The organism is Kitasatospora sp. NPDC034035, assembly GCF_055575755.1.
Window position 1 is genome coordinate 1 of record NZ_JBVISA010000062.1, and the last position, 26,410, is coordinate 26,410.

At 73.8% G+C, this 26,410-nt stretch carries 22 protein-coding genes; 12 read left to right on the forward strand and 10 right to left on the reverse strand.

The features are described 5' to 3' along the window. The 3 genes from ACZ52J_RS41360 to ACZ52J_RS41370 form a co-directional block, all read left to right on the forward strand. Window positions 1-519, forward strand: a 519-nt coding sequence (locus ACZ52J_RS41360; RefSeq protein ID WP_465626474.1) for an electron transfer flavoprotein subunit alpha/FixB family protein, incomplete at its 5' end; no start/stop codon positions are given. A gap of 286 nt (window positions 520-805) precedes the next feature. Beyond that, on the forward strand, window positions 806-2,227 hold the full coding sequence (locus ACZ52J_RS41365; protein WP_465626476.1) for an acyl-CoA synthetase: 1,422 nt from the start codon (window positions 806-808) through the stop codon (window positions 2,225-2,227). 357 nt (window positions 2,228-2,584) lie between these two features. Beyond that, window positions 2,585-3,460 carry a C40 family peptidase gene (locus ACZ52J_RS41370; protein ID WP_360509810.1) on the forward strand — a complete coding sequence of 292 codons (876 nt, stop codon included), beginning with the start codon at window positions 2,585-2,587 and terminating at the stop codon, window positions 3,458-3,460. Between the two features lie 97 nt (window positions 3,461-3,557). On the opposite strand, the gene ACZ52J_RS41375 is transcribed toward ACZ52J_RS41370, so the two are convergent. Beyond that, window positions 3,558-4,472, reverse strand: coding sequence for a PfkB family carbohydrate kinase (locus ACZ52J_RS41375; protein ID WP_465626478.1), 915 nt, complete (start codon window positions 4,470-4,472; stop codon window positions 3,558-3,560). 416 nt (window positions 4,473-4,888) lie between these two features. On the opposite strand from ACZ52J_RS41375, the gene ACZ52J_RS41380 reads away from it, so the two are divergent. Further along, the gene (locus tag ACZ52J_RS41380; protein WP_465626480.1) at window positions 4,889-5,956 is read left to right on the forward strand and encodes an NUDIX hydrolase; all 1,068 of its coding nucleotides are present in this window, start codon (window positions 4,889-4,891) and stop codon (window positions 5,954-5,956) included. A 133-nt stretch (window positions 5,957-6,089) separates the two neighbouring features. Further along, window positions 6,090-6,926 (forward strand): DUF4184 family protein, encoded by an 837-nt coding sequence (locus ACZ52J_RS41385; RefSeq protein ID WP_465626482.1) that lies wholly within the window; start codon window positions 6,090-6,092, stop codon window positions 6,924-6,926. Here the strand turns inward: ACZ52J_RS41385 and ACZ52J_RS41390 are convergent. After that, window positions 6,902-8,266 (reverse strand): M20/M25/M40 family metallo-hydrolase, encoded by a 1,365-nt coding sequence (locus ACZ52J_RS41390; protein ID WP_465626484.1) that lies wholly within the window; start codon window positions 8,264-8,266, stop codon window positions 6,902-6,904. The two genes, ACZ52J_RS41385 and ACZ52J_RS41390, sit on opposite strands and share 25 nt — an antisense overlap. 221 nt (window positions 8,267-8,487) lie before the next feature. On the opposite strand from ACZ52J_RS41390, the gene ACZ52J_RS41395 reads away from it, so the two are divergent. Next, on the forward strand, window positions 8,488-9,783 hold the full coding sequence (locus tag ACZ52J_RS41395; protein ID WP_465626486.1) for a geranylgeranyl reductase family protein: 1,296 nt from the start codon (window positions 8,488-8,490) through the stop codon (window positions 9,781-9,783). Between the two features lie 212 nt (window positions 9,784-9,995). On the opposite strand, the gene ACZ52J_RS41400 is transcribed toward ACZ52J_RS41395, so the two are convergent. Beyond that, window positions 9,996-12,299, reverse strand: a complete 2,304-nt coding sequence (locus ACZ52J_RS41400) for a glycosyl hydrolase family 18 protein (RefSeq protein ID WP_465626488.1) — start codon at window positions 12,297-12,299, stop codon at window positions 9,996-9,998. 226 nt (window positions 12,300-12,525) lie between these two features. Beyond that, the gene (locus ACZ52J_RS41405) at window positions 12,526-13,512 is read right to left on the reverse strand and encodes an ArsR/SmtB family transcription factor (RefSeq protein WP_465626490.1); all 987 of its coding nucleotides are present in this window, start codon (window positions 13,510-13,512) and stop codon (window positions 12,526-12,528) included. A 111-nt stretch (window positions 13,513-13,623) separates the two neighbouring features. Between ACZ52J_RS41405 and ACZ52J_RS41410 the strand changes: the two genes are divergently transcribed. Continuing rightward, entirely contained in the window at window positions 13,624-15,066 is a 1,443-nt protein-coding gene (locus ACZ52J_RS41410; RefSeq protein WP_465626492.1) for an MFS transporter, read from the forward strand. Between the two features lie 20 nt (window positions 15,067-15,086). On the opposite strand, the gene ACZ52J_RS41415 is transcribed toward ACZ52J_RS41410, so the two are convergent. After that, the gene (locus tag ACZ52J_RS41415; protein WP_360509818.1) at window positions 15,087-15,491 is read right to left on the reverse strand and encodes a RidA family protein; all 405 of its coding nucleotides are present in this window, start codon (window positions 15,489-15,491) and stop codon (window positions 15,087-15,089) included. Between the two features lie 64 nt (window positions 15,492-15,555). Then, window positions 15,556-16,434 (reverse strand): ATP-grasp domain-containing protein, encoded by an 879-nt coding sequence (locus tag ACZ52J_RS41420; RefSeq protein ID WP_465626494.1) that lies wholly within the window; start codon window positions 16,432-16,434, stop codon window positions 15,556-15,558. Window positions 16,435-16,766: 332 nt separating this feature from the next. Between ACZ52J_RS41420 and ACZ52J_RS41425 the strand changes: the two genes are divergently transcribed. After that, window positions 16,767-17,540 carry an enoyl-CoA hydratase family protein gene (locus ACZ52J_RS41425; protein WP_360509820.1) on the forward strand — a complete coding sequence of 258 codons (774 nt, stop codon included), beginning with the start codon at window positions 16,767-16,769 and terminating at the stop codon, window positions 17,538-17,540. Between the two features lie 154 nt (window positions 17,541-17,694). Here ACZ52J_RS41425 and ACZ52J_RS41430 read toward each other — a convergent pair whose 3' ends face one another. Further along, the gene (locus ACZ52J_RS41430; protein WP_465626497.1) at window positions 17,695-18,459 is read right to left on the reverse strand and encodes a maleylpyruvate isomerase family mycothiol-dependent enzyme; all 765 of its coding nucleotides are present in this window, start codon (window positions 18,457-18,459) and stop codon (window positions 17,695-17,697) included. Window positions 18,460-18,690: 231 nt separating this feature from the next. Here ACZ52J_RS41430 and ACZ52J_RS41435 point away from each other — a divergent pair, with 231 nt between their 5' ends. Both ACZ52J_RS41435 and ACZ52J_RS41440 read left to right on the forward strand, forming a co-directional pair. Further along, on the forward strand, window positions 18,691-19,446 hold the full coding sequence (locus ACZ52J_RS41435; protein ID WP_360504982.1) for an acyltransferase: 756 nt from the start codon (window positions 18,691-18,693) through the stop codon (window positions 19,444-19,446). A 106-nt stretch (window positions 19,447-19,552) separates the two neighbouring features. Then, window positions 19,553-19,915 (forward strand): peptidoglycan-binding domain-containing protein, encoded by a 363-nt coding sequence (locus ACZ52J_RS41440; RefSeq protein ID WP_465626499.1) that lies wholly within the window; start codon window positions 19,553-19,555, stop codon window positions 19,913-19,915. A gap of 277 nt (window positions 19,916-20,192) precedes the next feature. Here ACZ52J_RS41440 and ACZ52J_RS41445 read toward each other — a convergent pair whose 3' ends face one another. Beyond that, the gene (locus tag ACZ52J_RS41445) at window positions 20,193-21,611 is read right to left on the reverse strand and encodes a PucR family transcriptional regulator (protein ID WP_465626501.1); all 1,419 of its coding nucleotides are present in this window, start codon (window positions 21,609-21,611) and stop codon (window positions 20,193-20,195) included. A gap of 150 nt (window positions 21,612-21,761) precedes the next feature. Here ACZ52J_RS41445 and ACZ52J_RS41450 point away from each other — a divergent pair, with 150 nt between their 5' ends. Further along, window positions 21,762-22,703 (forward strand): esterase/lipase family protein, encoded by a 942-nt coding sequence (locus ACZ52J_RS41450; protein ID WP_465626502.1) that lies wholly within the window; start codon window positions 21,762-21,764, stop codon window positions 22,701-22,703. A gap of 121 nt (window positions 22,704-22,824) precedes the next feature. On the opposite strand, the gene ACZ52J_RS41455 is transcribed toward ACZ52J_RS41450, so the two are convergent. Together ACZ52J_RS41455 and ACZ52J_RS41460 are read right to left on the reverse strand one after the other, a co-directional pair. Further along, a complete protein-coding gene (locus ACZ52J_RS41455) occupies window positions 22,825-23,406 on the reverse strand; it encodes a HutD/Ves family protein (RefSeq protein ID WP_465626504.1) in 582 nt (193 codons plus the stop codon). 156 nt (window positions 23,407-23,562) lie between these two features. After that, window positions 23,563-24,840: an MFS transporter gene (locus tag ACZ52J_RS41460; RefSeq protein WP_465626506.1), complete on the reverse strand. Its 1,278-nt coding sequence runs from the start codon at window positions 24,838-24,840 to the stop codon at window positions 23,563-23,565. A gap of 191 nt (window positions 24,841-25,031) precedes the next feature. On the opposite strand from ACZ52J_RS41460, the gene ACZ52J_RS41465 reads away from it, so the two are divergent. After that, the gene (locus tag ACZ52J_RS41465; RefSeq protein ID WP_465626508.1) at window positions 25,032-26,216 is read left to right on the forward strand and encodes an ROK family protein; all 1,185 of its coding nucleotides are present in this window, start codon (window positions 25,032-25,034) and stop codon (window positions 26,214-26,216) included. The last annotated feature ends 194 nt before the right edge of the window (window positions 26,217-26,410 follow it).

Consider the following 26,410-nt stretch of genomic DNA (forward strand, 5'->3'; position numbering starts at 1 on the left):
CCGGTCATCACCGTCAAGCCGAACGCCGTCGGCCCGGAGGCCGCTCCGGCCGCCGGTGCGGTGGAGAACGTGTCGGTGGAGTTCACCGGCAACGCGGCCAAGGTCACCTCGCGCACCCCGCGCGTGTCCACCGGCCGTCCCGAGCTGACCGAGGCCGCGATCGTGGTCTCCGGCGGTCGCGGTGTCGGTGCCGCCGAGGGCTTCGGCGTGGTCGAGGAGCTCGCGGACGCGCTCGGCGCGGCCGTCGGCGCCTCGCGTGCCGCCGTCGACGCCGGCTGGTACCCGCACAGCAGCCAGGTCGGCCAGACCGGCAAGCAGGTCTCCCCGCAGCTGTACATCGCGGCCGGCATCTCGGGCGCCATCCAGCACCGGGCCGGCATGCAGACCTCGAAGACCATCGTGGCCGTCAACAAGGACCCCGAGGCCCCGATCTTCGAGCTGGTCGACTACGGCGTGGTCGGCGACCTCTTCCAGGTGCTGCCGCAGCTCACCGCCGAGGTGAAGGCCCGCAAGGCCTGATCCCGCGGAAAGGTTCGGAGGGCGTGGCGCCGGGTGCTCGGTGCCACGCCCTCTGTCGTCCCCGGAGCACGGCGGGCGGGGCCACGGCCCGTAGAGTCGGCGCGAACGTGTGACGTGCGGGCATGAGTCGACCTCATGCCGGGGGGGCATGAGGTGAGCTCATGGCCTGAACGCGTGACGTGCGACGGCATGAGGTGAGTTCATGGCCCGAACGCGTGACGTGCAGGACGTGCGTGACGTGACGTGACGTGACGCGACAGCGTGGGACGAGGGCGAGGACGGTGGCATGGCACTGCTGACGGCACTTCAGGGCGGTTTCGGCGACGCGGCGGACGCGCTGCGGATCGACGGCAGGGCGTTCTCCCGGGAGGAATTGCTGGGCGCGGCGACCGCCGTCGCGGACCGGGTGGCCGGTGCCCCTGCGCTGGCGGTGCTCGCCCGGCCCACCGTCGAGACGGTCACCGCCGTGGTCGGCGGCCTGCTGGCGGGCGTTCCGGTGGTGCCGCTGCCGCCCGACTCGGGCCCCAAGGAGCGCGAGCACATCCTGCGGGACTCGGGTGCGGCGCTGCTCGCGCACGCCGTCGGGGAGGCGCTTCCCGAGGGCGGTTCGGTGACGGGCCTGCCGGTCGACCCCCTGCAGCGCTCCACCACCACCTACGCCGAGCCGGCTGCGGATTCGACCGGCTTCGTGCTCTACACCTCAGGCACCACCGGCGCGCCCAAGGGGGCGGTCATCCGGCGCGCGGCGATCGCCGCCGACCTGGACGCCCTGGCCGCTGCCTGGCAGTGGACCGCCGAGGACACCCTGGCCCACGGCCTGCCGCTGTTCCACGTGCACGGCCTGCTGCTCGGCGTGCTCGGCGCCCTGCGCACCGGCAGCCGGCTGGTGCACACCGGGCGGCCCACCCCGGCGGGGTACGCGGCGGCCGGCGGCAGCCTGTACTTCGGCGTGCCCACCGTCTGGTCCCGGCTGGCGGCGGACCCGGAGGCGGCGGCCCGGCTGGCCTCGGCCCGGCTGTTGGTCTCCGGCAGCGCACCGCTGCCCGTACCGGTGTTCGAGAAGCTGGCGGCGCTCACCGGGCACGCCCCGATCGAGCGGTACGGGATGACCGAGTCGCTGATCACCGTCAGCACCAGGGCGGACGGCGAGCGGCGCCCGGGCAGCGTGGGCCTGCCGCTGGAAGGGGTGCGCACCCGGCTGGTCGGCGAGGACGGCGCGCGGGTGCCGTGCGACGGGGAGACCGTCGGTGAGCTGCAGGTCTCCGGTCCGACGCTGTTCAGCGGCTACCTCAACCGGCCGGACGCCGACGCCGAGGCGTGGACGGCGGACGGCTGGTTCCGCACCGGCGACGTCGCGGTGATCGGGGCGGACGGGTTCCACCGGATCGTCGGCCGGGCCTCGGTGGACCTGATCAAGAGCGGCGGCTACCGGATCGGCGCGGGCGAGGTGGAGGCCGCGCTGCGCGACCACCCGTCGGTCGCCGACGCGGCGGTGGTCGGCGTGCCGGACGAGGACCTCGGTCAGGCGATCGTCGCGTACGTCATCCCGGACGGTGCCGTGACGGGGGAACAGCTGACGGCGTTTGTGGCGGAGCGGCTCTCGGTGCACAAGCGGCCCCGCCGGGTTGTGCTGGTGCCCGAACTGCCCAGGAACGCACTGGGAAAGGTGCTGAAGAAGCAGTTGCTGGCGGAGGCCGGCGGCCGGTGATGAGGGGGCGTCGGACGCCTCCCCGGTGACGGGTGTTCACCCTGATGCGCCGTCGGTGCTGACCGCCCGTGACCCTCCCATTGGCGCACTCCACTGCGCGCCGTGAGCGGACGCGTGCCTACCGTGACGAGCAGGCAGAACTGAATCCCTGAGCGACACGCCGCGGCCTCCGGTCGCACGGCCGGAGGCCGCGGCACGTCGGGCGGGGATCTGCCGAGTCGTACGAACCGGTGTTGCCGGGGGCGTACGGCGGGTTCGAAGCAGTTCCGCAGCCGCCCGTCCGGCGGTAGTCCGCAGCGATTCGCGGCGATCCGCAGCGATTCGCTGAGATCCGCAGCAGTGAAGGAAGTCAGCAGGATGACCACCGTCAACACCGGCGCACCGGATGCCGCCGACGAACCGACCGCGCAGCAGGTTGCTGCCACCGCCCGTTCCTCCCGTCCGTCCCGGGCCGCGCGGCTGCGCCGGGGGATAGGCATGGTGGCCGTGATCGCGACCGGAGCGGGTGTGCTCGGCCTCGGCACCGGTGTGAGCCCCGCGGTTGCCGAGACCGCGCCGGCGCACGCCGGGTGGGACGGCTCGCGGTACTGGTTCAAGAACAGTCAGGGACAGTGGCGCTGGACCTCGCACTACAGCGTGTACGTGGCGCGGACCGGGGGCGGGACGCAATCCGCGGCCAAGTCCTCGAGCGGCACGAAGTCGAGCGGGGGGATCAAGCAGGGCTGGGACGGCTCGCGCTACTGGTTCCGCAACAGCAAGGGCGAGTGGCGCTGGACCTCGCACTACGACATCTACCTGGCGCGGACCGGGGGCGGCTCCTCCTCCGGCTCCTCGGGCTCGGGTTCGTCCGGCGGCTCGGTGGCCGCGAACCCGGACGTCGAGACCGCCGTGCAGTACGCGCTCGCCCAGCTGGGCAAGCCGTTCCTGACGGCGGGCAACGGGCCGAACGGGTACGACTGCTCGGGCCTGGTGCAGCAGTCCTTCAAGCGCGGCGGCATCAGCCTGCCGCGGGTCGCCAACGACCAGTACGAGGCGACCACGCCGATCACGGCGAGTCAGCTGCGCCGCGGTGACCTGCTGTTCTGGTCGCCGGACGGGACCGCGCGGGGCATCCAGCACGTGGCGATCTACCTGGGCAACAACCAGTACGTCGAGGCCGCGCGGCCGGGGACCAACATCAGGATCTCGGGGATCAGCAGCGGCTACTACCCGGCGTACATGGGGCGGCCGTAGCGCGGTCGCGGGTTCGCGGGTCCGCACGTCGGGGGCGCCTGATCGGGTCGGGCGCCCCCGACGTGCGCCGTACCGGGGGCGGTCGTTCGACGCGCGGTCAGAGGTCCGTCGGGCGGGGGAGGGCACCGCGGGCGCCGAGGGCGGTGACGGCGAAGGCCCCGGCGGCGACGGCGGTGGCGGTCGCGGCGGGAAGGTCGGTGCCGCGCGCGAGTTCTGCGGCGAGGGCGCCGCAGAAGACGTCGCCCGCTCCGGTGGTGTCGACCACCCGGACGGCGGGGGCGGACAGCCGGCTCAACCGTCCGTCCGCGGCGACCAGGGCGCCGTCGCCGCCGAGGGTGATCACGACGCCCTCGGCCTGGGCGGTGAGGGCCCGGGCGGCTTCGGTGACGTCGGCGGCCCCGGTGAGCTGGCGGGCCTCGACGGCATTGGCGACGACCAGCGGACGGCGCCCGGTCGGGCCGACGTCGGGCAGGGTTCCCGCGGGGGCGGTGTTGTGCAGCCAGCGGGTGGCGCCGGAGGGGCCGGCGGGGGGCAGGGCGGCGGCGGTCGCGCGGATGCACGCCGCCGGGACCTCGTTGCTGGTGAGGACCACGTCGACGGGGAGCAGGCGGAGGCGCGCCAGGGCGGCGGTCACCTCGTCCGGGGTGAGGTGCGCGTTGGCGCCCGGGACGACGACGATGCTGTTCTCGCCGGAGGGGTCGACCAGGACGATCGCCTGACCGGTCGGCGCGTCGGGGTGCGTGAGCACGGCGCCCGTCTCGACCTCCGCGCCGTGCAGATCGGCGAGCGCCGCCTCGCCCTCGGCGTCGCGCCCGACCTTGGCGACCAGGTGCGTGGCCGCGCCCATCCGGGCCGCCGCCACCGCCTGGTTGGCGCCCTTGCCGCCGAAGCCCTGGGCGGCGGCGTCGGCGAGGACGGTCTCGCCGGGGGCGGGGAGCACGGGGCAGCGAAGGATCCGGTCGGTGTTGACCGATCCGATGACGACGACTCGGCCTACGGGCAGCAGCTTCATCGTTCCTCTGTACGTGCCGGGGCGCGGGCGTGGCAAGCAGGCGTGGCAAGCCGGTGGGGCGAGCCGGTGGGGCGACCGGGGGGGCGCCGGCTGGTGGGCGGGCCTGGGCAGGGTGTTGCCGGGGTGTGCGCGGCGGGCAGGCGCGCGTGGGACATCGGCCCGCCCGAGGTCCTGTGCGTGCGTGATGGTGAAGGGGTGCAATTTTGAGGTAGACCGGTCTGCATACTTCCGGTTGCAGGCGGCTGGCCTGGGCACATGCCGCTGTCACGGGGCAGACCGGGGCACGCGAGCGGGCGCGACGAGGAGGCATGGGGAGAGGCGTGGCGCGGGTACCACCACGGGTGGCGCTGGTTCGGCTGACGGGGGCGCTGCCCGGTGCGAACGGCATCGGGGGAAGTCGAGGGGCAGGGGACGTTGTGATCGTCTGGGTCAATGGCACATTCGGGGCGGGCAAGACGAGTGCCTGCCGCGAGCTGGTGGAACTGCTGCCCGGGAGCGTGCTCTTCGATCCCGAGCTGGTGGGCTTCGGTCTGCGCCGGATGCTCCCGGCCGACCGGCTGGCGACGGTGTCCGACTTCCAGGACCTGGCGGCCTGGCGTCGGCTCGTCCCCGAGACGGCGGCCGCGCTGCTCGAGGAGGTCGGGGGCCCGCTGGTGGTCCCGATGACCCTGCTCAGAGAGGACTACCGGGACGAGATCTTCGGCGACCTCGCCTCCCACGGGATCGCGGTGCACCACTTCGTGCTGGACCCCGAAGAAACGATCCTGCGTGAGCGCATCGCCCATCGCGAGGAGTGCCCGGGCGACCCGGAGGCCAGCGAACGGGTCCGCACCTGGTGCCTCGAGCACCTGCCCCGCTACCGCGCCGCCCGCCGCTGGCTGGTCGGGGACGCCCGGATGCTCGACACCGGCGAGCTCACGCCCCGGGAGACCGCCCTCCGGATCGCCGAGCTGGTCCGGGTCGGCGCCGCCCGCTGCCCGATCGTCCAGAGCCCGGACCCGACCGGGGACACCGTGGCCTCCGCCGTCCTGCTCTTCGACGAGCAGGACCGCGTCCTGCTCGTCGACCCCGTCTACAAGCCCGACTGGGACTTCCCCGGCGGCGTGGTCGAGCGCGGCGAGGCCCCCACCGACGCCGCCCTGCGCGAGACCGCCGAAGAGCTGGGCCTGCGCCTCGACCCGTCCGGGCTGCGCCTTCTCGCCGTCGACTGGGAGCCGCGCACCGGCCCGCGCCGCGGCGGCCTGCGGCTGATGTACGACGGCGGTCTGCTGGACGCGGCGGGCCGCCAGAACCTGCTGCTGCAGCAGGAGGAGCTGCGCAGCTGGCGCTTCGTCACGCTGGACGAGGCGGCCGAACTGCTGCCCCCGAGCCGGTACCGGCGCCTTGCGGCCGCCCTGGACGCCCGGCGCAGTGGCGAGCTGCGGTACCTGGAGGCGGGGTGCCGGGTGGCCGTGGGGCTGGCGAGCGCGGCGGACGCGGCGTAGGCGGCGTAGGCGGGCGGGCGGCCGCGGTGTAGCCGCAACACCGGGGTCGCCGGGCTGTCGGGGTCGCTGAGCTGTCGGGTTCGCCCGGCCACCGGGTTCGCCGGGCCGTCGGCGGGGGCGGGAGGATGGGGGCATGCCGTTCACGCTGAGCCACCCCGCCGCCGTCCTGCCCCTGCTGCGCCGCGCCGGGGTGCGTGGGCCGTTGGTCGCGTCGGCGCTGGTCGCCGGGTCGATGGCGCCAGACGTGCCGTTCTTCGCCGAGTCCCTGCTGCCCGGGGTGTACGCCCACGGTGGGCTGACGCACAGCTGGTGGGCGGTGCCGACGCTGGACGTGGCGATCGCCGGCGCGCTGGTGGCCGGCTGGCACGGGCTGCTGCGCGGACCGCTGGTCGCGCTGCTGCCCGAGCGGTGGGCCGGTGGTGCCGAGGCGCTGACGGTCCGGCGGTCCGGCACGGGTGCGGAGGCCGGGGCGGTCTGGTTCGCGGCGTCCGCGGCGATCGGCGCGGCCACCCACGTCGGCTGGGACGCGTTCACGCACGGCGGGCGGCTGGGCGTCCGGCTGCTGCCCGTACTGGACCGGTCGCTGGCCGGGGTGCCGATGTACGAGGCGCTGCAGTACGGCAGTTCGGCGCTCGCGCTGGCGGCGATGGGGGGTTGGGCGGCGCGCGCGGTGCGGGCGGTCGAGCCGGTGCGGCCGGCCGTCGGGCTCGCGCCCCGGACGCGGCGGGCCGCCGTCGCGGTGCTGGGCGCGGCGACGGCGGCCGGGGTGCTGCACCGGCTCAGCCCGCTGAAGCGCAACCTGGTGCCGGAGGTCTGCTTCGGGGCCGGGGCCGGGCTCGCGGTGGGCGCCGTCGGGTACGCGGCGGTGGTGGCGGCCGCCCGCCGGTTGCGCGGCGGGCGGCCCGGACCGGGGGCCGCGAGCGGCAGCCCCCGGCCCGACGTCCGTCAGACGGAGCGCAGTTCGGCGTAGCGGCGGAGGAAGAGGGCCTCGGTGAGGGCCATCCGCTCCAGTTCCTGCGGGTCGAGGCTCTCGTTGACCGCGTGGATCTGGGCGGTCGGCTCCTCGACGCCGATCAGCACGATCTCGGCCTGCGGGTAGAGCGTGCGCAGCGTGTTGCAGAGCGGGATCGAGCCGCCCTGGCCGGAGGCGACCATCCCGGTGCCGAAGGCCTCGGCCATGGCCTCGCCCATCGCCTCGTACGCCGGGCCGCTGGTGTCGGCGCGGAACGGGGCGCCGGAGCCCTGGCGCTGGACGGTGAGCCGGGCACCGAGCGGGACCTTCGCCTCCAGGTGGGCCACCAGCGCGTCCTGGGCGGCGGAGGCGTCCATGCCCGGCGGGACGCGCACGCTGATCAGGGCCTTGGCGGCGGCCTGGACGGAGGAGGTCGCGCCGATCACCGGCGGGGCGTCGATGCCGAGGACGGTGACGGCCGGGCGGGCCCAGAGGCGGTCACCGATGCTGCCGGTGCCGGTCAGGGCGACGCCGTCGAGCACCTTGGCGTCGGCGCGGAACTGCTCCTCCGGGTACTGCACGCCCTCCCAGGTCTGGTCGGTGTTCAGTCCGGCGACCGAGACGTCGCCGTTCTCGTCGTGCAGCGACGCGAGGATCCGGACCAGGGACTGCAGCGCGTCCGGGGCGGCGCCGCCGAACGCACCGGAGTGCAGGTTGCCGGCCAGGGTGGTGACCGAGGCCTCGACCACCGTCATGCCACGCAGCGAGGCGGTCACCGTGGGCAGGCCCGCGGCGAAGTTGCCGGTGTCGCCGATGACGATGGCGTCGGCGGTGAGCAGCTCGGGGTGCGCCTCGGCGTAGCGCTCCAGGCCGCCGGTGCCCTGCTCCTCCGAGCCCTCCACGATGATCTTCAGACCGACCGGATAACCGTCCCCGTACACCTGGCGCAGCGCCCGCAGGGCGGTCAGGTGCATCAGGATGTTGCCCTTGCAGTCGGCGGCGCCGCGCCCGTACCAGCGGCCGTCACGCTCGGTCAGTTCGAAGGCGGGGCTGAGCCAGGCGTCCTCGTCGAGCGGGGGCTGGACGTCGTAGTGCGAGTAGAGCAGGACGGTCGGCGCGCCCTCGGGGCCGGGCAGCTCGGCGTAGACGGACTGGGTGCCGTCCGGTGTGTCGAGCAGCCGGACGTTGGTCAGGCCCTCGGCGGCGAAGGCGTCGGCGACCCAGCGCGCGGCCTTCTCGCACTCCTCGACCGGGAACTGGCGCGGGTCGGCGACCGACGGGAAGGCGACCAGCTCGGCGAGGTCGGTGCGGGCACGGTCCATCAGGGACCGGACGGCGTCGGCCAGGGGCTGTGACATCGGGGCTCCGAAGGGATGGGTCCGCCCGCGGGGTGCTGCGGGCGGAGGGGGCTGTTGGGGTACCGCCGATCATAGGGGGAGCGGAATCGGGGCCCCGGGGGCCGGGCGCCCGGCCGGCCGGGTGCTCGGCCCCCGGGACGGCGGATGGGGGCGGAACCGTGCGGCGGGCTTCGGGTGGCGCGGCGTCCGGCGGGGCGGGCGGACGCATAGGATTGCTCGACGTGACTGACTCCGGAAGCTCCGATTCCCGTAGCGAACTCGACAGCCCGCTCGACAGCCCGCACGACGGGACGGCCACGCCGCACGACGGGACGGCCGCTCCGCTCGACGACGCGGCCTCGCCGCCGGACGGCGTCTGGGACGTCGTGGTGGTCGGCGCCGGACCGGCGGGCGCCTCGGCCGCGCACGCCGCCGCCGTCCAGGGCCGCCGCGTGCTGCTGCTCGACAAGGCCGAGCACCCCCGCTACAAGACCTGTGGCGGCGGCATCATCGGCCCCTCCCGGGACAGCCTGCCGCCGGACTTCCGGCTGCCGCTGCAGGACCGGGTGTACGCCGTCACCTTCGCGTACGACGGGCGGTTCACCCGGACGCGGCGTTCCCAGCGGATGCTGTTCGGCCTGGTCAACCGGGACGAGTTCGACCTGCGCCTGGTTCAGGCGGCCAAGGCGGCCGGGGCGGTGCTGGTCACCGGAGTGACCGTCACCGGTGTCGAGCAGCGCGGCGGCGAGCACCGGACCGCGCTGGTGACGGCGGCCGACGGGCGCACGTTCGAGGCCCGCGCGGTGGTCGGCGCGGACGGAAGCGCGAGCCGGATCGCCCGGCACGTCGGCGTCACCTTCGACCAGATCGACCTCGGCCTGGAGGCGGAGATCCCGGTGCCCCCGCAGGTCGCCGCCGACTGGGCGGGCCGGATCCACCTCGACTGGGGCCCGCTGACCGGCAGTTACGGCTGGGTGTTCCCGAAGACCGAGACCAGCAGCCTGACCGTCGGCGTCATCTCGGCGCGCGGCGACGGCGAGCGGACCAAGCAGTACCTCGCCGACTACATCCGGCGGCTGGGCCTGTCCGGCTTCACCCCCAGGGTCGAATCCGGGCACCTGACCCGCTGCCGGGCCGAGGACTCGCCGCTCTCCCGCGGCCGGGTGCTGGTCGCCGGCGATGCGGCCGGACTGCTGGAACCGTGGACCCGCGAGGGCATCTCGTACGCGCTGCGCTCGGGCCGACTGGCCGGCGAGTGGGCGGTGAAGGTCGCCGAGGCGGGCAACGCGGCTGCGGTGCGGCGCGAGGCGCTGAACTACGCCTTCGCCATCAAGGCCGGGCTGGGCGTGGAGATGCGCGCGGGCAAGCAGCTGCTGGGCGCCTTCGAGCGGCGGCCGTACCTGTTCCACGCGGCGGTCTGCCTGGTGCCGGCGGCCTGGCGGGCCTTCGCCCGGACCACCCAGGGGCACACCACCTTCTCCCAGGTGCTGCGGCAGTACCGGGCGGCGCGGAAGCTGACGTCCATGGCGTCGCGTTAGGGCCGTTGGGCCGTTGGGCCGTTGGGCCGTCGGGCCGTCGGGTTGTAGGGCGGTCGGGTTGTAGGGCCGTCGGGTCGTTGGGCCGATGTGGGGCCGGTGCTCCTCCCGGGTGGAGGGGCGCCGGCCCCGTTTGCCTTGCATGGTGGGCTAGTTGTTCCGACTGGTGAGCCTGGGGGCGGGCGTGTGGGCGGGCGTCCGGGCGGGCGTGCGGGTCACTTCAGCCCGGTGTCGAGGGCGGTCATGAGCGTGCCGGACGGGGTGTCGCCGGACATCTCCCAGATCATGCCGCCGAGCAGGTTCTTCGACTTGAGGTAGGCCGTCTTCCGGGCGATCGACCAGGCGTCGTCGAAGGTCCACCACTGGCCGCCGGCTCCCGTGTAGCCGTACGTCGCCATGGACTTGGGATCGTGGTAGACGGTGAGGCCGGAGACGCTGGTGATCAGGTTGTGGTACCCGCGCGTGCCGGCCTCCTCGGCGAACTGGCCCGGTGCGGCGCCGCCCGCGGACTGCCAGACCCCCTTCGCACCGCCGTCCGCCACGCCCTGCCAGCCGCGCCCGTAGAACGGGAAGCCGATGGTGAGCTTGCGCGGGTTGACCCCGGCGCCGAGGTAGGTCCGGACGGCCGCGTCCACGCTGAAGTGGACGTCGTACGGGTCGTTCGGGTCCTGGTAGAGGTTGGCCTGGTGGCCCGTGCGGTTGGGCTCCCAGGAGTTGTCGCTGCCCGAGCCGTGGAAGTCGTAGCCCTGGACGTTGGCGATGTCCAGTGAGCCGAAGATCCTGCTCAGGTCCCAGCCCGCGGCGACCTTCGCCGGGTCGGCCGGGGTGAAGGCGGTGAGCAGCTTGTGCGAGCCGCCCGACGCGTCGAGCTGCTTGCGGAATTCGGCCAGCAGCAGGGTCAGGTTGGCCTTGTCGTCGGCGCTCCAGTGGTTGCCGGCGTGGCCGTCGCCGGAGCCGGGCCACTCCCAGTCGAGGTCGATGCCGTCGAAGATCCCGGCCGCCACGCCGTCACCGCCGGCGCCGTTGTAGACCGGCAGGTTGCCCTTGATCCAGATGTCGACGCAGGACTTGACGAACTTCTGGCGGGAGGCGTCGGTGGCGGCGACGTCCGAGAAGTACTTGGAGTAGGTCCAGCCGCCGAGCGAGACGACCACCTTCAGGTTCGGGTACTTGGCCTTGAGCTTCTTCAACTGGTTGAAGTTGCCGCGGAGTTTGCCCCAGCCGTCGTCGGCCACGCCGTCCACCGACTGGTCGGCGCTCATCGGTCGGGTGTAGTCGGCGTCGGCGTCACCGGCTCCGGTGCCCTGGTCCGGGTCCTGCGGGTTGGCGGTGGTGCCCTTGGTGACACCCGAGAGACAGGTCAGGTTGACCGGATCGATGTTCTCGAAGGCGTAGTTGATGACGTCGAGCTTGGCGGCGCTGCCCGAGGTGTCGAGGTTCTTGGCGAAGTACTGGCGGCCGTAGATGCCCCACTGGACGAAGTAGCCGACCCGGGCGTACTTCCCGGCGCCGACCAGGTCCGAGGTGGTGGCGGTGAGCGGGGCGGAGGCGGGCGAGACGTTGTCGGCGGCGTCGCGGGCCTTCACGGTGAAGGTGTAGGTGGTGGACGGCGAGAGGCTGCCGACGGTCGCGGTCAGCGTCTTGCCGGTGACCGTCGCCACCGGGGTGCCGCCCTGGTAGACGTCGTACGCGGCGACCCGGACGTTGTCGGCCGCGGCGTTCCAGGCGAGCGTCACGTCCGTCGAACTGACAGCCGTGGTGCGGAGGTTGGTGGGCGCGGTGGGCGGGACGGGGTCGGTGGACGGGTCGAAGGTGGCGCCGGTGACGGGCGCGCTGAGCGGGCCGGTGTTGCCGCGGCTGTCCTTGGCGCGGACGGTCAGGGTGTAGGAGGTGGCCGGGGTGAGACCGGTGACCAGGGCGCCGGTGGTCGGGCCGGAGGCGAGGACGGTGCTGCCGTTCAGCACGTCGTACGAGGCGACCGGGAAGTCCCCGCCGGTGGCGGCCGGCCAGCTCAGGGCCAGCGTGTGCGCGGTGGACTCGCTGACCGTCGGGGCGCCCGGGGCGGACGGCGGGACGTCCGGGGTGCCGTCGCACTTGTCGCCGTTGATACGGCAGTTGAGCGGGGTGGAGGCCGGGCCGCTACCGACGAACCAGAAGCTGTACGGCTCGGTGGTGCTGTGGGCGTTGACGGTGGAGTTGTAGAACGCGGCGGTCGCGGTGACGTGCCGTCCGTTGACGGTGGCGGTGCCGTTGTAGCTGTTGCCGATGGTGACGCCCGCCGGGAGGTCGAACTCCAGGGTCCAGCCGGACACGGCGGTCGCGTTGTCGTTGTGGACGATGTAGGTGCCCTGCCACCAGGAGCCGTTGTCGGCGGTGGTGAAGGTGGCGGTGAGCTTTCCGGCGGCGTTCGCCGGGGCGGCCAGCACGGTGAGCGTGGCGAGGGGGAGGAGCAGGACGCTGAGCAGTGCGAGCAGTCTGCTGCGCACGCGTGGGCGTCCGGCCCGGGATCGAGCGGACATGGTTCTCCCTGCGACTGTGGGGGTTGGAACAGGGTGATGTAGAACCGGGGGTGATACGTGTGCGATCGGTGCCTGTGCCGTGGGGGGCGGTGGCATGGGCACTGTAGGAGGACTGGACCAATGCGTCAACAGGTCTGTACCACTGGGTGGCGGGCGGATGACAGAGTTCAATATCTGTTATCTGTTATCTGTTTGCTGTCGCCTGCTATCCGTCGTCCGTCGGCTGTTATCTGTTCGCCCCTGTCAGCTGGTCCCCGAGCGGGCTGCGCCGATACAGCACCGAGCGGCCGTGCCGGGCCCGGGTGACCAGGCCGGTGGCGGCAAGGACCGACAGGTGCTGGCTGACCGCGCCAGGAGTGACGCCGAGGCGGTAGGCGAGCTCGGTGGTGGAGGCGGGCTCGGCGAGCATGGCCAGCAGTCGCGCCTTCGGGGCGCCGACCAGAGCCTCCACGGCCTGCGGCGCCACCGGCGCGCCCTGGCCGGCCATGCCCGCCTGCCCGCGCGCCGGGTAACTGATCTGTGGCGCACGGTCGTTGCTGATCATCGTGATCGCGCCACGAACGAAGAAGGTCGGGCAGAGCACGAGGCCACGCCCGTCCACGGGGGTCTCCACGTCCCCGTCCGCCCAGTCCCGGCTGATCGACAGCACGCCGTTCGCCCAGTGGAGCCGGTGGTCCAGGTCGGCGAAGAGGGCCGCCGCGCCGTGGCGGGCGAGCAACCGGGCGCGGTGGACCAGATCGGCCTCCAGTACCACGCGGGCATGCGGCCACCAGGTGGGCGCGAGACATACCTCCCAGTACTCCTCCAGCGCGTCGGCGATCCGCGCCAACAGCCGCTCCGGGGCGGCCAGTCCGGCGGAGAGCTCGGCGGGCAGCGGCCGGCCGTGCGAGCGGAAGGTCTGTTCCAGTTCGGCGCGCAACTGTTCCGGCGGAAACGCGCGGACGACGGCGAGCTCGGAGCGGAAGTCGGGGGAGGGGGAGGACGGGCGGGGCGTCAGGAAGTCCGGGACGAAGCGGTTCTCGGCGACAAGCGAGAGCAGTAGCCGGGAGTCAAGCCGTTCGAAGGCGGGCCTGAGCTGTTCGAAGGTCCGGGTCTGGAGGTGGTAGACGCCTGGGTGGGTCCACATCCGCAGGCTGAGCACGGCCTCGTGGATCGGGGAGGCGGCGAACCAGGTGGTGGCGAGGTCGGCCAGACGGAGGGTGAACCGGTGCACGAGGGCAGTGTCCTTCTCTTCGGCCTTGGCCGGGGGTGGGGAGTCCGGCTTCGGATTTAGCCAGAGCCTAAAGGAGTACCGAGACCGCGTCGGCGGCGGTGGGATCGTCACATGACCACCCCGACGGCGGAGTCCTCCGCACCTTCCCCGGCCGTGCCGGAAAGCCCCGGTGCCACCGGAGCCGTCGCCGCTGTGCGGCGGCGCCTGCACCCCGACCCGACGGTCCGTCGACTGGCCGGGATCACCCTCGTCAACACGCTGGGCAACGGACTCTCCCTTTCCGTCGCGGTGCTGTTCTTCACCCGGGTGCTCGGTCTGAGCGCCGCCCAGCTGGGCCTCGGGATGACTGCCGCCGGCCTGTGCGGGGTCGCCGCGAGCGTGCCGGCCGGCCGGGCCGCCGACCGCTGGGGCGCCCGGCGGGTGCTGGTGGTGCTGGTGTCGGCGCAGGCGGTCGGCACCGCCGGGTACGCGCTGGTATACAGCTACCCGGCCTTCGTGGCACTGGCCTGCCTGGTCTCCGCCGTCGACCGGGGCTCCGCCGCCGCACGGAACGCGCTCTACGCCCAGGTGCTGCCCGCCGACCGTCGGGTGGCGGGCCGGGCGCACCTGCGGGTGGTGACCAACATCGGGATCTGCCTGGGTACGGGCCTCGGTGCGATCGCACTGCAGGTCGACACCCGGCCGGTCTACCTGACGGCGATCCTGGCCGATGCCGCCTCCTTCGTGGCCGTTGCCGTGCTGTTCCACCGCCTCGTGGTTCCGCAGCGTCCGCGGGTGGCCGAAGCACCGGTGGCCGAAGGGCCGGTGGTCGGGGCGTCGGCGTCCGAAGCGACGGCGGCCGAAACGTCGGTGGTCGGATCGTCGGCGTCCGACCCGTCGGCGAAGACCGGCATCCCGGACCCGTCGGACCCCTCGGGCAAGGGCGTCAAGCAGGGCCGACAGCGGAACCCGGCGCTGCGGGACGGCCCGTTCCTGGCCGTGACGGCGCTGAACGCCCTGCTCTGCCTGCAGTTCGCCGTTCTGGAGGTCGGCGTGCCGCTCTGGATCGTCCAGGAGACCGACGCGCCGCGGATCACCGTCGCGGGCACCCTGATCGTCAACACCCTGCTGGTGATCACCCTGCAGGTACGGGCCACCCGGGGCACCGAGGAGCGGACGGGGGCCGCCCGGGCCTGCGGGCGCGCCGGACTGGTGCTCGCCGCCTCCTGCCTGGTCGTCTCCCTGGCGCACGGCCTGCCCGGGATCGCCGCGGCCGTGGTGGTGCTGGGCGGGATCGCGCTGCAGTCGCTCGGAGAGGTGGTCGCCCAGGCGGGCGGCTGGGCACTCAGCTACGACCTCGCGGGCGAGCGCGACCACGGCGCCTACCAGGGCGTGTTCAACGCGGGCATGGCGGCGGCGATGATGGCCGGTCCGGCGCTGGTCAGCACCCTGGTGATCGGGTACGGCATGGTCGGCTGGGTCGTCCTGGGTGCGGTGCTGGCGGCGGCCGGCCTGGCGATGCGTCCCGCCGTCCGGTGGGCCGGTCGGCGGGACGCGAGGCTCGGGGCCGCGTGAGACCCGGCGGCTCCGCCCGTCTACTCGGGGAGGACCGCCAGTGCCTCGATCTCGATCAGCACGTCGGGCCTGAACAGCGCCACCACCTGCATCGCGGACGCGGCCGGCAGGGGCAGGGCGCCCAGGTACTCGTCGCGGGCTTCGCGGATGGCCGCAAGGTAGGCGATGTCCGTCATGAAGAAGGTGAACTTCACGACGTGCTCGAACCCGGCCCCGGCAGCGGCCAGGCAGCGTCGGAGGTTCTCGAAGACCTGCCGCGCCTGCGCCTTCGGGTCTCCCACGCCGACCAGGTTCCGCTGCTCGTCGAAGGCGACCTGGCCGGACACCTGGACCAGTCGGCCGGTGCCGGTCACGACCTGGGTGTAGCCGGTGCCGGGCGCGACCCCGGGTGGTTCGGTGAGGTGGGTGAGGTGAGAGGTGGTCATGCCGCGGATCTTGGGCCATGATCCGCAGGGGCCGCAAGCCCGGGCTGCGTACGACCGCCCGGCCTCAGCGCACCACCTCGGGCAGTTCGCGCAGGAACGGACGGTCGGTGGAGGGGAGTTGGGCGGCCGGTCCGCCCGAGCGCAGCACCACATCGAGGATGGCGTCCGGGTCGGCGGCGTAACCACCGCCGGCCCAGGCGGCGTTGGCCTCCACGACGGTCCAACGGCCGTTCTCCGTCAGCCCGACGTCCACCACGGCCGCGCTCGGCAACGGCGCCTCCGCCGCGGAAGCGGCCAGGACATCGCGGGTGAACGCGAGCACCTCGGCGGACCTTCCGTCGGGCAGCTCGGCAGACGTACCGGCGGGCACCTCGGTGACCTCCCCGGCAGACGTACCGTCGGGCACTCCGACGGCTACCAGGGGCGCGACGGACAGCTCGCCGTCCACCGCGTACCGCGAGCCCGCCCGCACCGCGCCGTCCAGCACGAACAGCCGGTACTCCGCGCCGAACCGCACCACTTCGCTCACCAGCACCGGGGTGTCACCGTCCAGCACCGCGGGCCCGGGCAGCGCGCCGCCGTCGGGGTAGACCCGGGCGGCGAACAGCTTGTCCACCGGCGGCTTGACGAAGGCCGGGCGCCGCAGCCGACGCGCCTCGGCCAGGGTGGTGGAGGTGACCCGGCGCCCGGTCAGGGCGAGCGGTAGCCGGGTCAGCCAGTCGGCGGCCGGTTCCAACAGGCCGAGTCCGAGCTCCCGCCCGACGGCGTCGCCGAACAGCGGCCCGCCGTACACGTGCACCCGCGTGCCGAGCAGCTCGCGCGGGGCCTGCCAGGACGTCGCGACGCACGCCCGCAGGCCGCGGCGTCCGGCGGAGGTGCGCAGCTGGAGACCCGTCTCGTTGATACGCGGTGCGAGGAGCAGGACGGGGGTGTCGGTGGTCATGGCGACGATGCTGTCGTGGACGAGGCGGCCGTGACCACCGGATTCCGGCCTCTGCACGCGGTCCGTCCGCTTCGGCCGCGCGGACGGTCGGTTCGGGTGCCGCGGCGGGTCGGTCCTGGTCGGAGCACGGTCACCCTGGGCGAAGTACGGGTCGGCCCCGGTCGGGCGGCGGGCCGGCTCCGTCACCGGTTCCGCACGCGGAGCCGTGGGCGCGGCAGGTTGGCTCTGGCCGAGGGGCGGGTGGGCGTGCCAGAGTCGTCCGGGCGCGGTCCGGGCACCCCGGACCGCGCCCGCAGTCCGACCCACCCTCAGCCGGAAGGCAGGCCCCGCCGATGACCAGCGCCGAGCCCCTCGTCCGCGTCAGCACCGCCGACGCCGTCACCACGCTCACCCTCGACTCGCCGCACAACCGCAACGCGCTCTCCACCCGCCTGATGGCCGAGCTGCACGCCGGGCTGGCGGCGGCCGCGGCCGACCCGGAGGTCCGCGCCGTGGTGCTCGGGCACACCGGCAAGGTGTTCTGCGCGGGCGCGGACCTCTCCGAGGCGACCGGCGCGGACCCGACGGTCGGCCCGCGCGGCCTGGTCGAGCTGCAGCGGGCGATCGTGGACTGCACGAAGCCGGTGATCGCCGTCATCGACGGGCACGTCCGGGCGGGCGGCCTCGGCCTGGTCGGCGCGGCGGACCTCGCCATCGCCGGACCGGCCTCGACCTTCGCCTTCACCGAGGTCCGGCTCGGCCTCGCGCCCGCCGTTATTTCGCTGCCGCTGCGCCCCAAGCTGGAGCCGCGCGCCGCCTCCCGCTACTACCTCACCGGCGAGGTCTTCGACGCCGCCGAGGCCGCCCGGATCGGCCTGATCACCAGCGCCACTGCGTCCGCTGAGGACACCGGCGTCGTGCTGAAGGGCCTGCTGGACGCGCTGCGCCAGGGCTCCCCGCAGGGGCTGGCGGAGTCGAAGCGGCTGGCCAACGCCGACGTGGTGCGCTCCTTCGAGCGCGACGCCGACGAGCTGGTGGAGCTGTCGGCACGGCTGTTCGGCTCGGCGGAGGCGCAGGAGGGCATGCGGGCGTTCCTGGAGAAGCGGCCCGCGCGCTGGGTGCGCTGACTGCCGGGTTCGACGAGCGCCAGGTTCGATGAGCGCCACGACGGCGTCCGGGGCGTCGCGGCCGTGCCCACCCCGGGCGCCACGACGGTGTCCGGGGCGTCATGACCGTATCCCCGGCGTCGCGACCGAGTCCCGGGCGTCTCGGGGGTCGCGACTAGCCGATCGCCGCCGCGTTCCGCCAGAGGTCGAGCAGGTCCCGGTCGCCGGTCGGCTGGACCTGCCGGGCCTGCTCGGCGGGCAGCCGGTTCCACAGCAGCAGGTAGAGCTCGCGGGCGGGGCCGGTGAGCGTGAGGTCGGCCGGTTCGGTGCTCTCGTCGGTGGTGACGACCGGCGGCTCCTGGGTGATCGTCAGACGCCAGGTGCCGTGGCCGTCGGTCGCCCGGACCTGGAGGGTGCGCGGCCGGTCGCTGCGCAGCGTGGCCCGGCTGCGGGTCATGAAGCCGCGTACCAGTTCGTCGATGCCGTCCAGGGCGAGCGCGGTGCCCACGGACGGTCCGGGCACCCCGGCCGCCGCGTCGGTGTCGTGGCGGTGGATGGCGGTCTCGTGCGCCTGGCGCCGGGCCCAGAACGCCAGCGGGCTGGGCGCGGGCAGGAAGGTCCAGCACTCGACGTCGGCCGGGGCCTTGACGAGCGCGTCCACCAGGGTGGCGTGGCCCTCGCGGAACCAGTCGACCAGCGCGGCGTCCGAGGGCATCGGCCCGACGGCGGCCTCCACGCCCGCTTCGTCCAGCGGCGCCGACAGGCCTCGGGACGGGATGGCGGTGGCCCAGCGGTGCACATGGCCGACGTGCCGCAGGAGGTCGCCCAGCTGCCACTCCGGACAGGTGGGGACGGGGGCGGACAGGTCGGTACGGGCGGCGGCCTCGGCGAGCAGGGTGCCCTCGTGGCGCAGCGCGTCGATGTGTTCGGTGATCTTCATGGGACGGAGTCTTCCACTGCGGACCGCCGCCGGTCGCGGGTTTCGGACGTTCCTTCGGGTGGCCGGAGCAGGGGGAAATTCCGTCGTGGTGGGCTCGACGGCAGCGTGAATCGCAGCCCCGCAGTCGCCCGGACTGCTGGTGACCCCGTGCGGCGGTCGGGGCGGGAGGGGCCGGTGTGATGTTGACCGCCCGGCGGCCGGGCCTCGGCTACGGGCCGGTAACGTGAGCGCATGCCGATAACCCGTTCCCTCGTCTCCGCCGTCCGGGCGGGCGGCCGCCGTGCTGCCGGGCGCCTCGTCCACCGGGGCTGGCGCTGGGTGCAGAGGACCGGCGCGGTCACCAACCAGAGCCCCGGCCCGTACCGGTTCGGCGAGCTGGGGGACGGGACGAGCCTCGCTTTTCCCCTCGGGGCGGTGTTCAACGAGCAGTGGATCACCATCGGGCCGTTCTCGATCATCGGTGAGCGGGTCACCATCAGCGCCGGGTTCCTGCCCGGCCTCGACCTCGGGCCGGAGCCGATCGTGCGGATCGGCGGCGGCTGCGTGATCGGCCGGGACAGCCACATCGTCGGGCACCAGTCGATCGTGCTCGGCGACGACGTGTGGACCGGGCCCGGCGTCTACATTTCCGACCAGGCGCACGAGTACCGGGCCACCGATCTGCCGATCGGCAAGCAGTGGCCGCGCAACGAGCCGGTGGAGATCGGCGCGGGCAGCTGGATCGGCACCGGCGCGGTGATCCTGCCGGGGGCGCGGATCGGCCGCAACGTGGTGGTCGCGGCGGGCGCGGTGGTGCGCGGCGAGGTGCCGGACCACAGTGTGGTCGCCGGGGCGCCGGCCAAGGTGGTCCGCCGCTGGACCGAGGAGGAGGGCTGGCAGCCGCCGCTGCGCCACGAGGCGCCCCAGCCGGTGCCGGACGGCGTGACGGCGGAGCAGCTTCGGGCCCTGGTCGGGTGGGACCTGCGGCTCCCGGGGGAACAGAGCTGACCATCGCTTTGTCGATCTTTTAGACGGAGCAGCCGTTTTCCTGACGATTCGTCGGCTAGGGTGCCGTTCGTTCGATCTTGATCGACCTATAGAACGGGGGACTCCCATGCGCAACCGTCTCGTCGGCGGCCTCGTCACCGCCGGAATCGTGCTGGCGGCCGGGATCGCGACCGCGCCCGCCGCCTCGGCGCAGGCCTCGCAGTACTGCGGCTACACCAGCGCCCAGCCCACGCTGCGGTACGGCAACACCGGTGACGCGGTGAAGCAGCTCCAGTGCGAGCTCAACCACGTCTCGTACTCGTCCGGGAGCGCCTGGCTGGACGAGGACGGGGCCTGGGGCAACGCGACCGACGCGGCCGTCTGGCGGTTCCAGAGGTGCGCCGGCATCGGGCAGGACGGCATCGTCGGCCCGCAGACCTGGGACAGGCTCAACAGCCAGGTGCTGACCCACTCCGCTCTCGGCTGCTGAGGTCCGGGTTCCCGGGGCTCTCGGGACTCCCGGGCTCCCTGGCCTTCCGGGTCTCTCGGGCTACCCGGGCTACCCGGGCTCCTCGGGTCTCCTTCTGAGGCTCTCGGGCTTTCCGGGTCTCTCGGACCGGACTGCTGAGCGGGGCTTTCCCGTCAGTGTCCGCGCTGTCGTCGGCACCCGTGCTGTCGCCGTCTCGTGAACGGCGGTGACGCGGGTGCCTTGCGCTGTCCGGGGGTGGGTGCCACCAGGCAGGTGCGGTGTCCAGGGTGGATCGGAACTACCGTGCGGGGGAGTCCTGTTCGGCGGTCCGTGCGGCGATGGCGGCGGTGATCCGCAGGGCGTCGGCGGGGCGTGCCGGGTCCAGGCCGGTCAATGCGGCGACCCGGCGCAGCCGGTAGTCGACGGTGTTCGGGTGCAGGTGCAGCGCGCTCGCGGTATGCCGGCGGTTGAGGCCTCCGGCGAGGTGAGTGCGCAGAGTGGTGAGCAACTCCCCTGCTTCCGCCAGGGGTTCGAGCAGCGCGGCGAGCCGGGCGCGGGCCTGGCTGGGCCGGGTGAGCTGGTACTCCAGCAGGACGTCGTCCAACCGGTGCAGCCCGGGTGGTCGCCCGAACGCCCGTGCGACGTCGAGGACTTCGTACGCGAGGGCAGCCGCTTCGGGCACCTCGGCGGGTACAGCGGTGGCGGCCCCGGCCAGGACGGGCGCGCCGGCGGCCCGGGCCGCCGCGGCGAGGGTGGCGGCGAGTTGCGGCCAGGGGTCCTCGGAGTCGGCGTCGGGCCGTTCCGGCGACGCGGACGAAGCGGATGGCGCGGACGACTTCGGGAAGGTCAGGGAGGTCAGGGGAGTCAGGGGGGCCGGGGTCGTTGGGGGCGTTGGGGACGCCGGGCGCTTCGGCGACGGGTTGAACGGGACGAGGACCAGTCCGCCGGAGGGTGTCAGCGCGGTGAGCGCCGACTGCCGGGTGCGGTGGTCGAGTTCGGTGCCGAGTCGGCGCAGCTTACGGCGGGCGGCGACGCCCGGGTCGACGCCGGGTGAGTGTTCGTCGGGGTGGTCGGCGACGGACAGGCAGAGCACGGCGTAGCGGACAGGCAGCCGGAGCCCGGCACGCGCGGCGGCCTCGTCGGCGGGGGCGCCCGCGAGCAGTGCGGTGAGCAGGGACTGCCGGGCCGCGCACCGCCGGTCGGCGGTCGGGCGGCGTCCGTCCAGGTAGCCGGCGCCGGCTGCGGTGGCGGCCTGGCGGAGCTGGTCGAGCAGCAGCCGGTTGAGGACCAGCAGCTCGGTGGCGTCGCCCTCCCGGGCGTGCCGGGTGACGAACTCCCAGCAGATTTCCAGCCCGAGGTGGTGGGCGAGCAGGACGGCGTCCAGTGGCAGGCCCTCTTCGGCGCGCCGGGCGGCGGACTCCCGGACGGCGGTGAACTCCTCGGCGGGGGCGGGGAGTCCGGTGCGGATGGTGTGGGCGAGCGCGCGGATCCGTCGCTCGGTGTCCCGGGTGAGTTCACCGGTGAGCTGTTCGCGGGGCAGGCGGCGGTAGACCGGTACGCGGTCCAGCAGCGCGGTGACCACGGCCTGGGCCAAGTCGTGGACGCCGCGCAGGAGTCGCTGGTCGGCCGGGAGGCCGCCGATCACCGGGACGCGCCAACCCGGTGCCTGCGCCGGGGTGTTTGGGGGCGTGCAGTGGGGTGCGTTGTGACCGGTCACAGAGAACACCGTCCAGGTCTGGGGAACGCCCAAGGGCCGGGCCGGAGGGGCGACCGCATGATGGAGCCACTCGGGTTACCTGTTGGTAACAAACTTCAGCTGTGGAGGCAACAGTTGAGAACCCCACTTCTCCGCCTCTCCGCAAGTCCCATGCGCCGTAAGCTCGGCGGCACGTTCGGCGCCGCCCTGCTGGCGGGGGCACTGCTGGCGGGCGCGACGGCGGTGCCCGCGAGCGCGGCCCCGACCGTCGCCGCTCCTGCCGGGTCCGCTGCTGCCGCCCGTACCGCCGCCGAACTGCCGCCCGACGGCGACACGGTGGCCTCGCCGCCCGGCGCCAACGACTGGGGCTGCCGGCCGACCGCCGCCCACCCCAACCCGGTCGTCCTGGTGCACGGCACCTTCGCCAACCGCTACGAGAACTGGCTGGCGCTCTCCCCGCTGCTGAAGAGCCTCGGGTACTGCGTCTTCGCCCTCGACTACGGGACCATCCCCGGCATCACCTCCACCGGCAGCGGCCTGCTGCTCCCGATCGGAGGTCTCGGCGCGGTGCCCGAGTCGGCGGCCCAACTCGCCCGCTTCGTGGACCTGGTGCGCACCGCGACGGGAGCGGCCAAGGTCGACATCGTCGGCCACTCGCAGGGCGGCATGCTGCCGAACTACTACCTGAAGTTCCTCGGCGGCGCCTCCAAGGTGGGCAAGCTGGTCGGGCTGGCACCGTCCAACCACGGCACCACGCTCGACGGGATCGTCAACCTCGCGCCGTACTTCCCTGGCGTCGCGGACCTGATCTACACCGTCTGCCAGGCCTGCCGGGACCAGGCGGTCGGCTCCGACTTCAACAAGACGATGGCTTCCCGGCCGGACACCGTGCCGGGCGTGAGTTACACGGTGATCTCCACCGTGTACGACGAGGTCGTCACCCCGTGGCGGACCCAGTTCCTGAACGGCCCGGGCGTCGACAACGTGGTGCTGCAGAACCACTGCCCGGTCTCGCTCGTGGAGCACGTCGCGATCGCGTTCTCGCCGACGGCGCTGCACCTGGTGACCAACGCCCTGGACCCGGCGCACGCCACGCCGGTGCTCTGCGGCTGAACCGGCAACGGCGCTCCCGCCTCCGGGGCGGGAGCGCCGTCGTTGGTCGGTGCGATGTCCGGTGCGGTGTCCGTCGGCGCGGTGTTCGTCGGCGCGGTGTTCCCAGTGGGTGGGGCGTGCTTCAGTGGGGCGCGCGGAAGGTGATGACGGCGGTGACGCCGTCCGGGCGCAGCTCGTGCGTGCCCGGCGCCTCGAGCAGCGCCGCGTCGTAGCGGGCGAGTTCGACGGCCTCGACACCCTCGATGACGGCCGAGCCCGTGAGGCAAACGAGGAGGACCGTGCTTCCGGCCGACACCTCGACGACCGCGGGCGCGGTGGCCAGGTCAACGGCGGCCTCGACCCGCCCGCGCCGCGTCATCACGTTGAAGTCCACCACCGGGCCGGCCAGCAGCCGGCAGTCCGTGGTGGCGTCGCCGGAGAACGGGAACGGCCGGAACGGTGTGTCGATCAGCTGCTCGACACCGTCGACGGTGAGCGCCATGCCGGCGCCGTCGACCAGGGTGATCACCCGGTCGATGCCGGGGAACGGGGAGAACGGTCCGGCCGAGGCCACGTCGGCCAGGCTGACCCGCCAGTCGAACGCGTCGAGCCCGGATCCTGCCGGGAATCCGGCGACCTCCCTGGTCACCCCGCCCCCGTTGAGCCACGCCATCGCCGGGCGCTCGCTCGCCCGCAGTACCTGGAAGCGTTCGCTGGTCGTCATGGCCCCGCATCCTGCCACTGCTCGGGCGGTATTCGACAGCGGGGGGAGGCAGTAGACAGATGACAGCTGACAGATGTTGAAATCTGTCAGCTGTCATCTGTCGTCTGTTATCTGTCTCCCGTCGTCTGTCACCCGCAGCCCATCACCTCTCACCCGTCACCTGAACCGCCGCGTGACCGACAGCGGCAGGAGTGCCGCCGCCGTCGCGGCGACCGCGACCGTGGTGAGGGCCAGCGGCAACCCGGCCGCGTCGGCGAGGAAGCCGATCACCACCGGGCCGATCAGCATCCCGCCGTAACCGAGGGACGAGGCGAGCGCGACGCCCTGCGGGCCGCCCGCCTCTCCGGCCCGGGCGATGGCGAGCGGAAAGAGGTTGGCCAGGCCGAGCCCGACCAGGACGAACCCGCAGATCGCCAGCGGTGCCACCGGGGCGAGGGCGGCGACCAGCATCCCGGCCGCGGCCGCCAGTCCGCCGAGCAGCATCAGCCGGGTCTGCCCGAGCCTGATGGACAGCCAGGTGCCGCCGACCCGCCCGCCCGCCATCGCGAACGCGTACGCGCCGTAGCCGGTCGCCGCCACCGCGGAGCTCGCGTGGACGTCGTCGGTGAGGTGGAGGGTGGTCCAGTCGGCGATCGCGCCCTCGCCGTACGCGGTGCACAGCGCGGTGACACCGAGCAGCAGCACCAGAAGGCGGGCAGGCGTACGGCCCGCGACCGTGCCACTCCCGGGCGTGGCCGCACTGTTCGCCGCACGGCCGTCCGCCGCACCACTGGCTGCCGTGCCAGGGGCTGCCGCGCCACTGGCTGCTGCACCACCGCCCGCCGCACCACCGCCCGCCGCTGCGTCCGCCCGGCCGGGTGCGATCAGTGGTGCCGCCGGGCTGCGCATCAGCACGACGCCCGCGCCGATGGTGACGGCCATGCCGAGCAGTCCGCTGACCGCGAGTGCCCACGCGGTGCTCAGGGGGCCGGCGAGCAGGCCGCTGACGCCCGTACCGAGCAGTCCGCCGAAGCTGTACCCGGCGTGGAAGCTGGGCATGACCGGCCGCCTCAGCTGCGCCACCAGATCGACGGCGGCGCTGTTCATGGCGACGTTGGCCCCGCCGTACCCGGCACCGAAGAGCAGCAATGCGGCGCCGAGCGTGGTCACCGAGTGGGCGTGCGCGGGCAGGAGGACGGCGAGGCTGAGCAGGGCCAGCGAGCCGACGGTCACCGGACGTGAGCCGTACCGCAGGCAGAGTCGTCCGACCGCGGGCATGGTGATGACGGCCCCGACCGACAGGCAGAGCAGGGCGAGCCCGAGGGCGCTGTGCGAGGCGCTGACCTGGCTGCGGACGTCCGGGATGCGGACCACCCAGGCGGCGAAGAGGAAACCGTCGACGGCGAAGAACGCGGTGAGCGCGATGCGTGCGGAGCCCCAGGGGCTGTCGGTCATCGGGGGTGTGCTGCGAGACTGGGAGGAGGGGAGGTCCGGTCTGGGATGGGCGCGGATTTTGTTTCGAAGCGGCACAAAGTCACAATAGGGGCGTGCAGCTCTCACCATCAAGCCCGAGGCCCGGCACCGGGAAGGACCCCGACGCGCAGCGCGACGGCCACCGCCGCGCGGCCCCCGACCGTGGCCGGACGCTGCTCGGCCCCGCCCTCTCGCTGATCCACACCGGCCAGGCGCCGACCCGCTCGGCGCTCACCCGCGCGCTGGACGTCACCCGCGCCACCGCCGGCGCGGTCACGGCCGAGCTGGAGGCGCTCGGCCTGATCACGGTCGACTCGCGCCCTGCCGGCGGCGGCCGCGGCCGCCCCTCGCACCGGCTCGCGATCGACCCGCAGGGCCCGGTCGTGATCGCCGGGCAGATCCACGCCGACGGGCTGAGCGTCACCCTGGCCGGCCTCGGCGGGCTGCTCGACCCGCCCGTGCACCTGCCGCTGCCCGCCGCCACCGACCCGGTCCGAATGCTGCGCGCCGTCGCCGAGGCGGGTGCCGACCTCGTCCGTGCGACCGACCGCCGCTGCCTGGGCGCCGCGCTCGCGCTGCCCAACCCGGTCACCGAGCCGGACGGCACCGCGCTTGCCGCGCTGCACTTCGCCTGGCCCAGCGGCACCCCGGTCGCCGACCTCTTCGACGTCGAGGTCGGCCGCGCCGACCACGGCCCGCACGCGCTGCGCCCGCTGCCCGCCGCGATCGCCAACGACGCCAACCTCGCCGCGCTCGCCGAGTACCGGCACGGCGCCGGGCGCGGCGCCCGCCATCTGCTCTTCGTTACCTCCGGCCACCGCGGCGTCGGTGGGGCGCTGGTGATCGACGGCCACCTGCACACCGGCAGCGCGGGCCTCGCACTGGAGGTCGGCCACCTCACCGTCGACCCGCAGGGCCGTCCCTGCATGTGCGGCAACCGCGGCTGCCTCAACTCGGAGACCGACCCCGACGCGCTGTTCGCCGCCGCCGGGCTCACCCCGGAGCCGGGGCGCCCGCTGCTCGACCAGGCACGCGAGCTGTGCCGGGCCGCCGCCACCGACGACCGGGCGCGCGCGGCGGTCGAGCACGTCATCGACCGGCTCGGGCTCGGGCTGGCCGGCGTCGCCAACATCCTCAACCCCGACCGCGTGGTCCTCAGCGGCCTGCACCTCGACCTGCTGAAGGCCGCGCCCGAGCGGCTGCGCGCGGTGGTCGCCGAGCGCAGCCTGTGGGGACGCAGCGGACGGGTGCCGATTGTCGGCGCGGAGCTGGCGCACGGCGCGCTCGCGGGCGCGGCCGAGCTGGGCTGGGGGCCGTACCTCGCGGATCCGCAGTCGGTGCCCGTCCAACTCGGCTAGGTCGTCCAGCGCGGCCGGGTCGTCCAGCTCGGCTAGGTCGTCCAGCCGGGCTGGGTCGGCTGGGTCCGGACGACTGGGTGGGTCGTGTCGCAGAGGCAATAAGGGCGTCCGCCAGTAGGTGCCGAGCTAATCGGTAGTAGCAGGGCAGGCACGGTTCGCCCGATCATGGAGTTCTCTACGCTTCATGATCACCG

Excerpts from the sequence above, each read along its gene's own strand:
- ACZ52J_RS41365 (WP_465626476.1), top strand. The coding sequence starts at position 806 with ATGGCACTGCTGACGGCACTTCAGGGCGGTTTCGGCGACGCGGCGGAC.
- ACZ52J_RS41370 (WP_360509810.1), top strand. The coding sequence starts at position 2,585 with ATGACCACCGTCAACACCGGCGCACCGGATGCCGCCGACGAACCGACC.
- ACZ52J_RS41375 (WP_465626478.1), bottom strand. The coding sequence starts at position 4,472 with ATGAAGCTGCTGCCCGTAGGCCGAGTCGTCGTCATCGGATCGGTCAAC.
- ACZ52J_RS41385 (WP_465626482.1), top strand. The coding sequence starts at position 6,090 with ATGCCGTTCACGCTGAGCCACCCCGCCGCCGTCCTGCCCCTGCTGCGC.
- ACZ52J_RS41390 (WP_465626484.1), bottom strand. The coding sequence starts at position 8,266 with ATGTCACAGCCCCTGGCCGACGCCGTCCGGTCCCTGATGGACCGTGCC.
- ACZ52J_RS41400 (WP_465626488.1), bottom strand. The coding sequence starts at position 12,299 with ATGTCCGCTCGATCCCGGGCCGGACGCCCACGCGTGCGCAGCAGACTG.
- ACZ52J_RS41410 (WP_465626492.1), top strand. The coding sequence starts at position 13,624 with ATGACCACCCCGACGGCGGAGTCCTCCGCACCTTCCCCGGCCGTGCCG.
- ACZ52J_RS41415 (WP_360509818.1), bottom strand. The coding sequence starts at position 15,491 with ATGACCACCTCTCACCTCACCCACCTCACCGAACCACCCGGGGTCGCG.
- ACZ52J_RS41420 (WP_465626494.1), bottom strand. The coding sequence starts at position 16,434 with ATGACCACCGACACCCCCGTCCTGCTCCTCGCACCGCGTATCAACGAG.
- ACZ52J_RS41425 (WP_360509820.1), top strand. The coding sequence starts at position 16,767 with ATGACCAGCGCCGAGCCCCTCGTCCGCGTCAGCACCGCCGACGCCGTC.
- ACZ52J_RS41430 (WP_465626497.1), bottom strand. The coding sequence starts at position 18,459 with ATGAAGATCACCGAACACATCGACGCGCTGCGCCACGAGGGCACCCTG.
- ACZ52J_RS41435 (WP_360504982.1), top strand. The coding sequence starts at position 18,691 with ATGCCGATAACCCGTTCCCTCGTCTCCGCCGTCCGGGCGGGCGGCCGC.
- ACZ52J_RS41440 (WP_465626499.1), top strand. The coding sequence starts at position 19,553 with ATGCGCAACCGTCTCGTCGGCGGCCTCGTCACCGCCGGAATCGTGCTG.
- ACZ52J_RS41450 (WP_465626502.1), top strand. The coding sequence starts at position 21,762 with ATGCGCCGTAAGCTCGGCGGCACGTTCGGCGCCGCCCTGCTGGCGGGG.
- ACZ52J_RS41455 (WP_465626504.1), bottom strand. The coding sequence starts at position 23,406 with ATGACGACCAGCGAACGCTTCCAGGTACTGCGGGCGAGCGAGCGCCCG.
- ACZ52J_RS41460 (WP_465626506.1), bottom strand. The coding sequence starts at position 24,840 with ATGACCGACAGCCCCTGGGGCTCCGCACGCATCGCGCTCACCGCGTTC.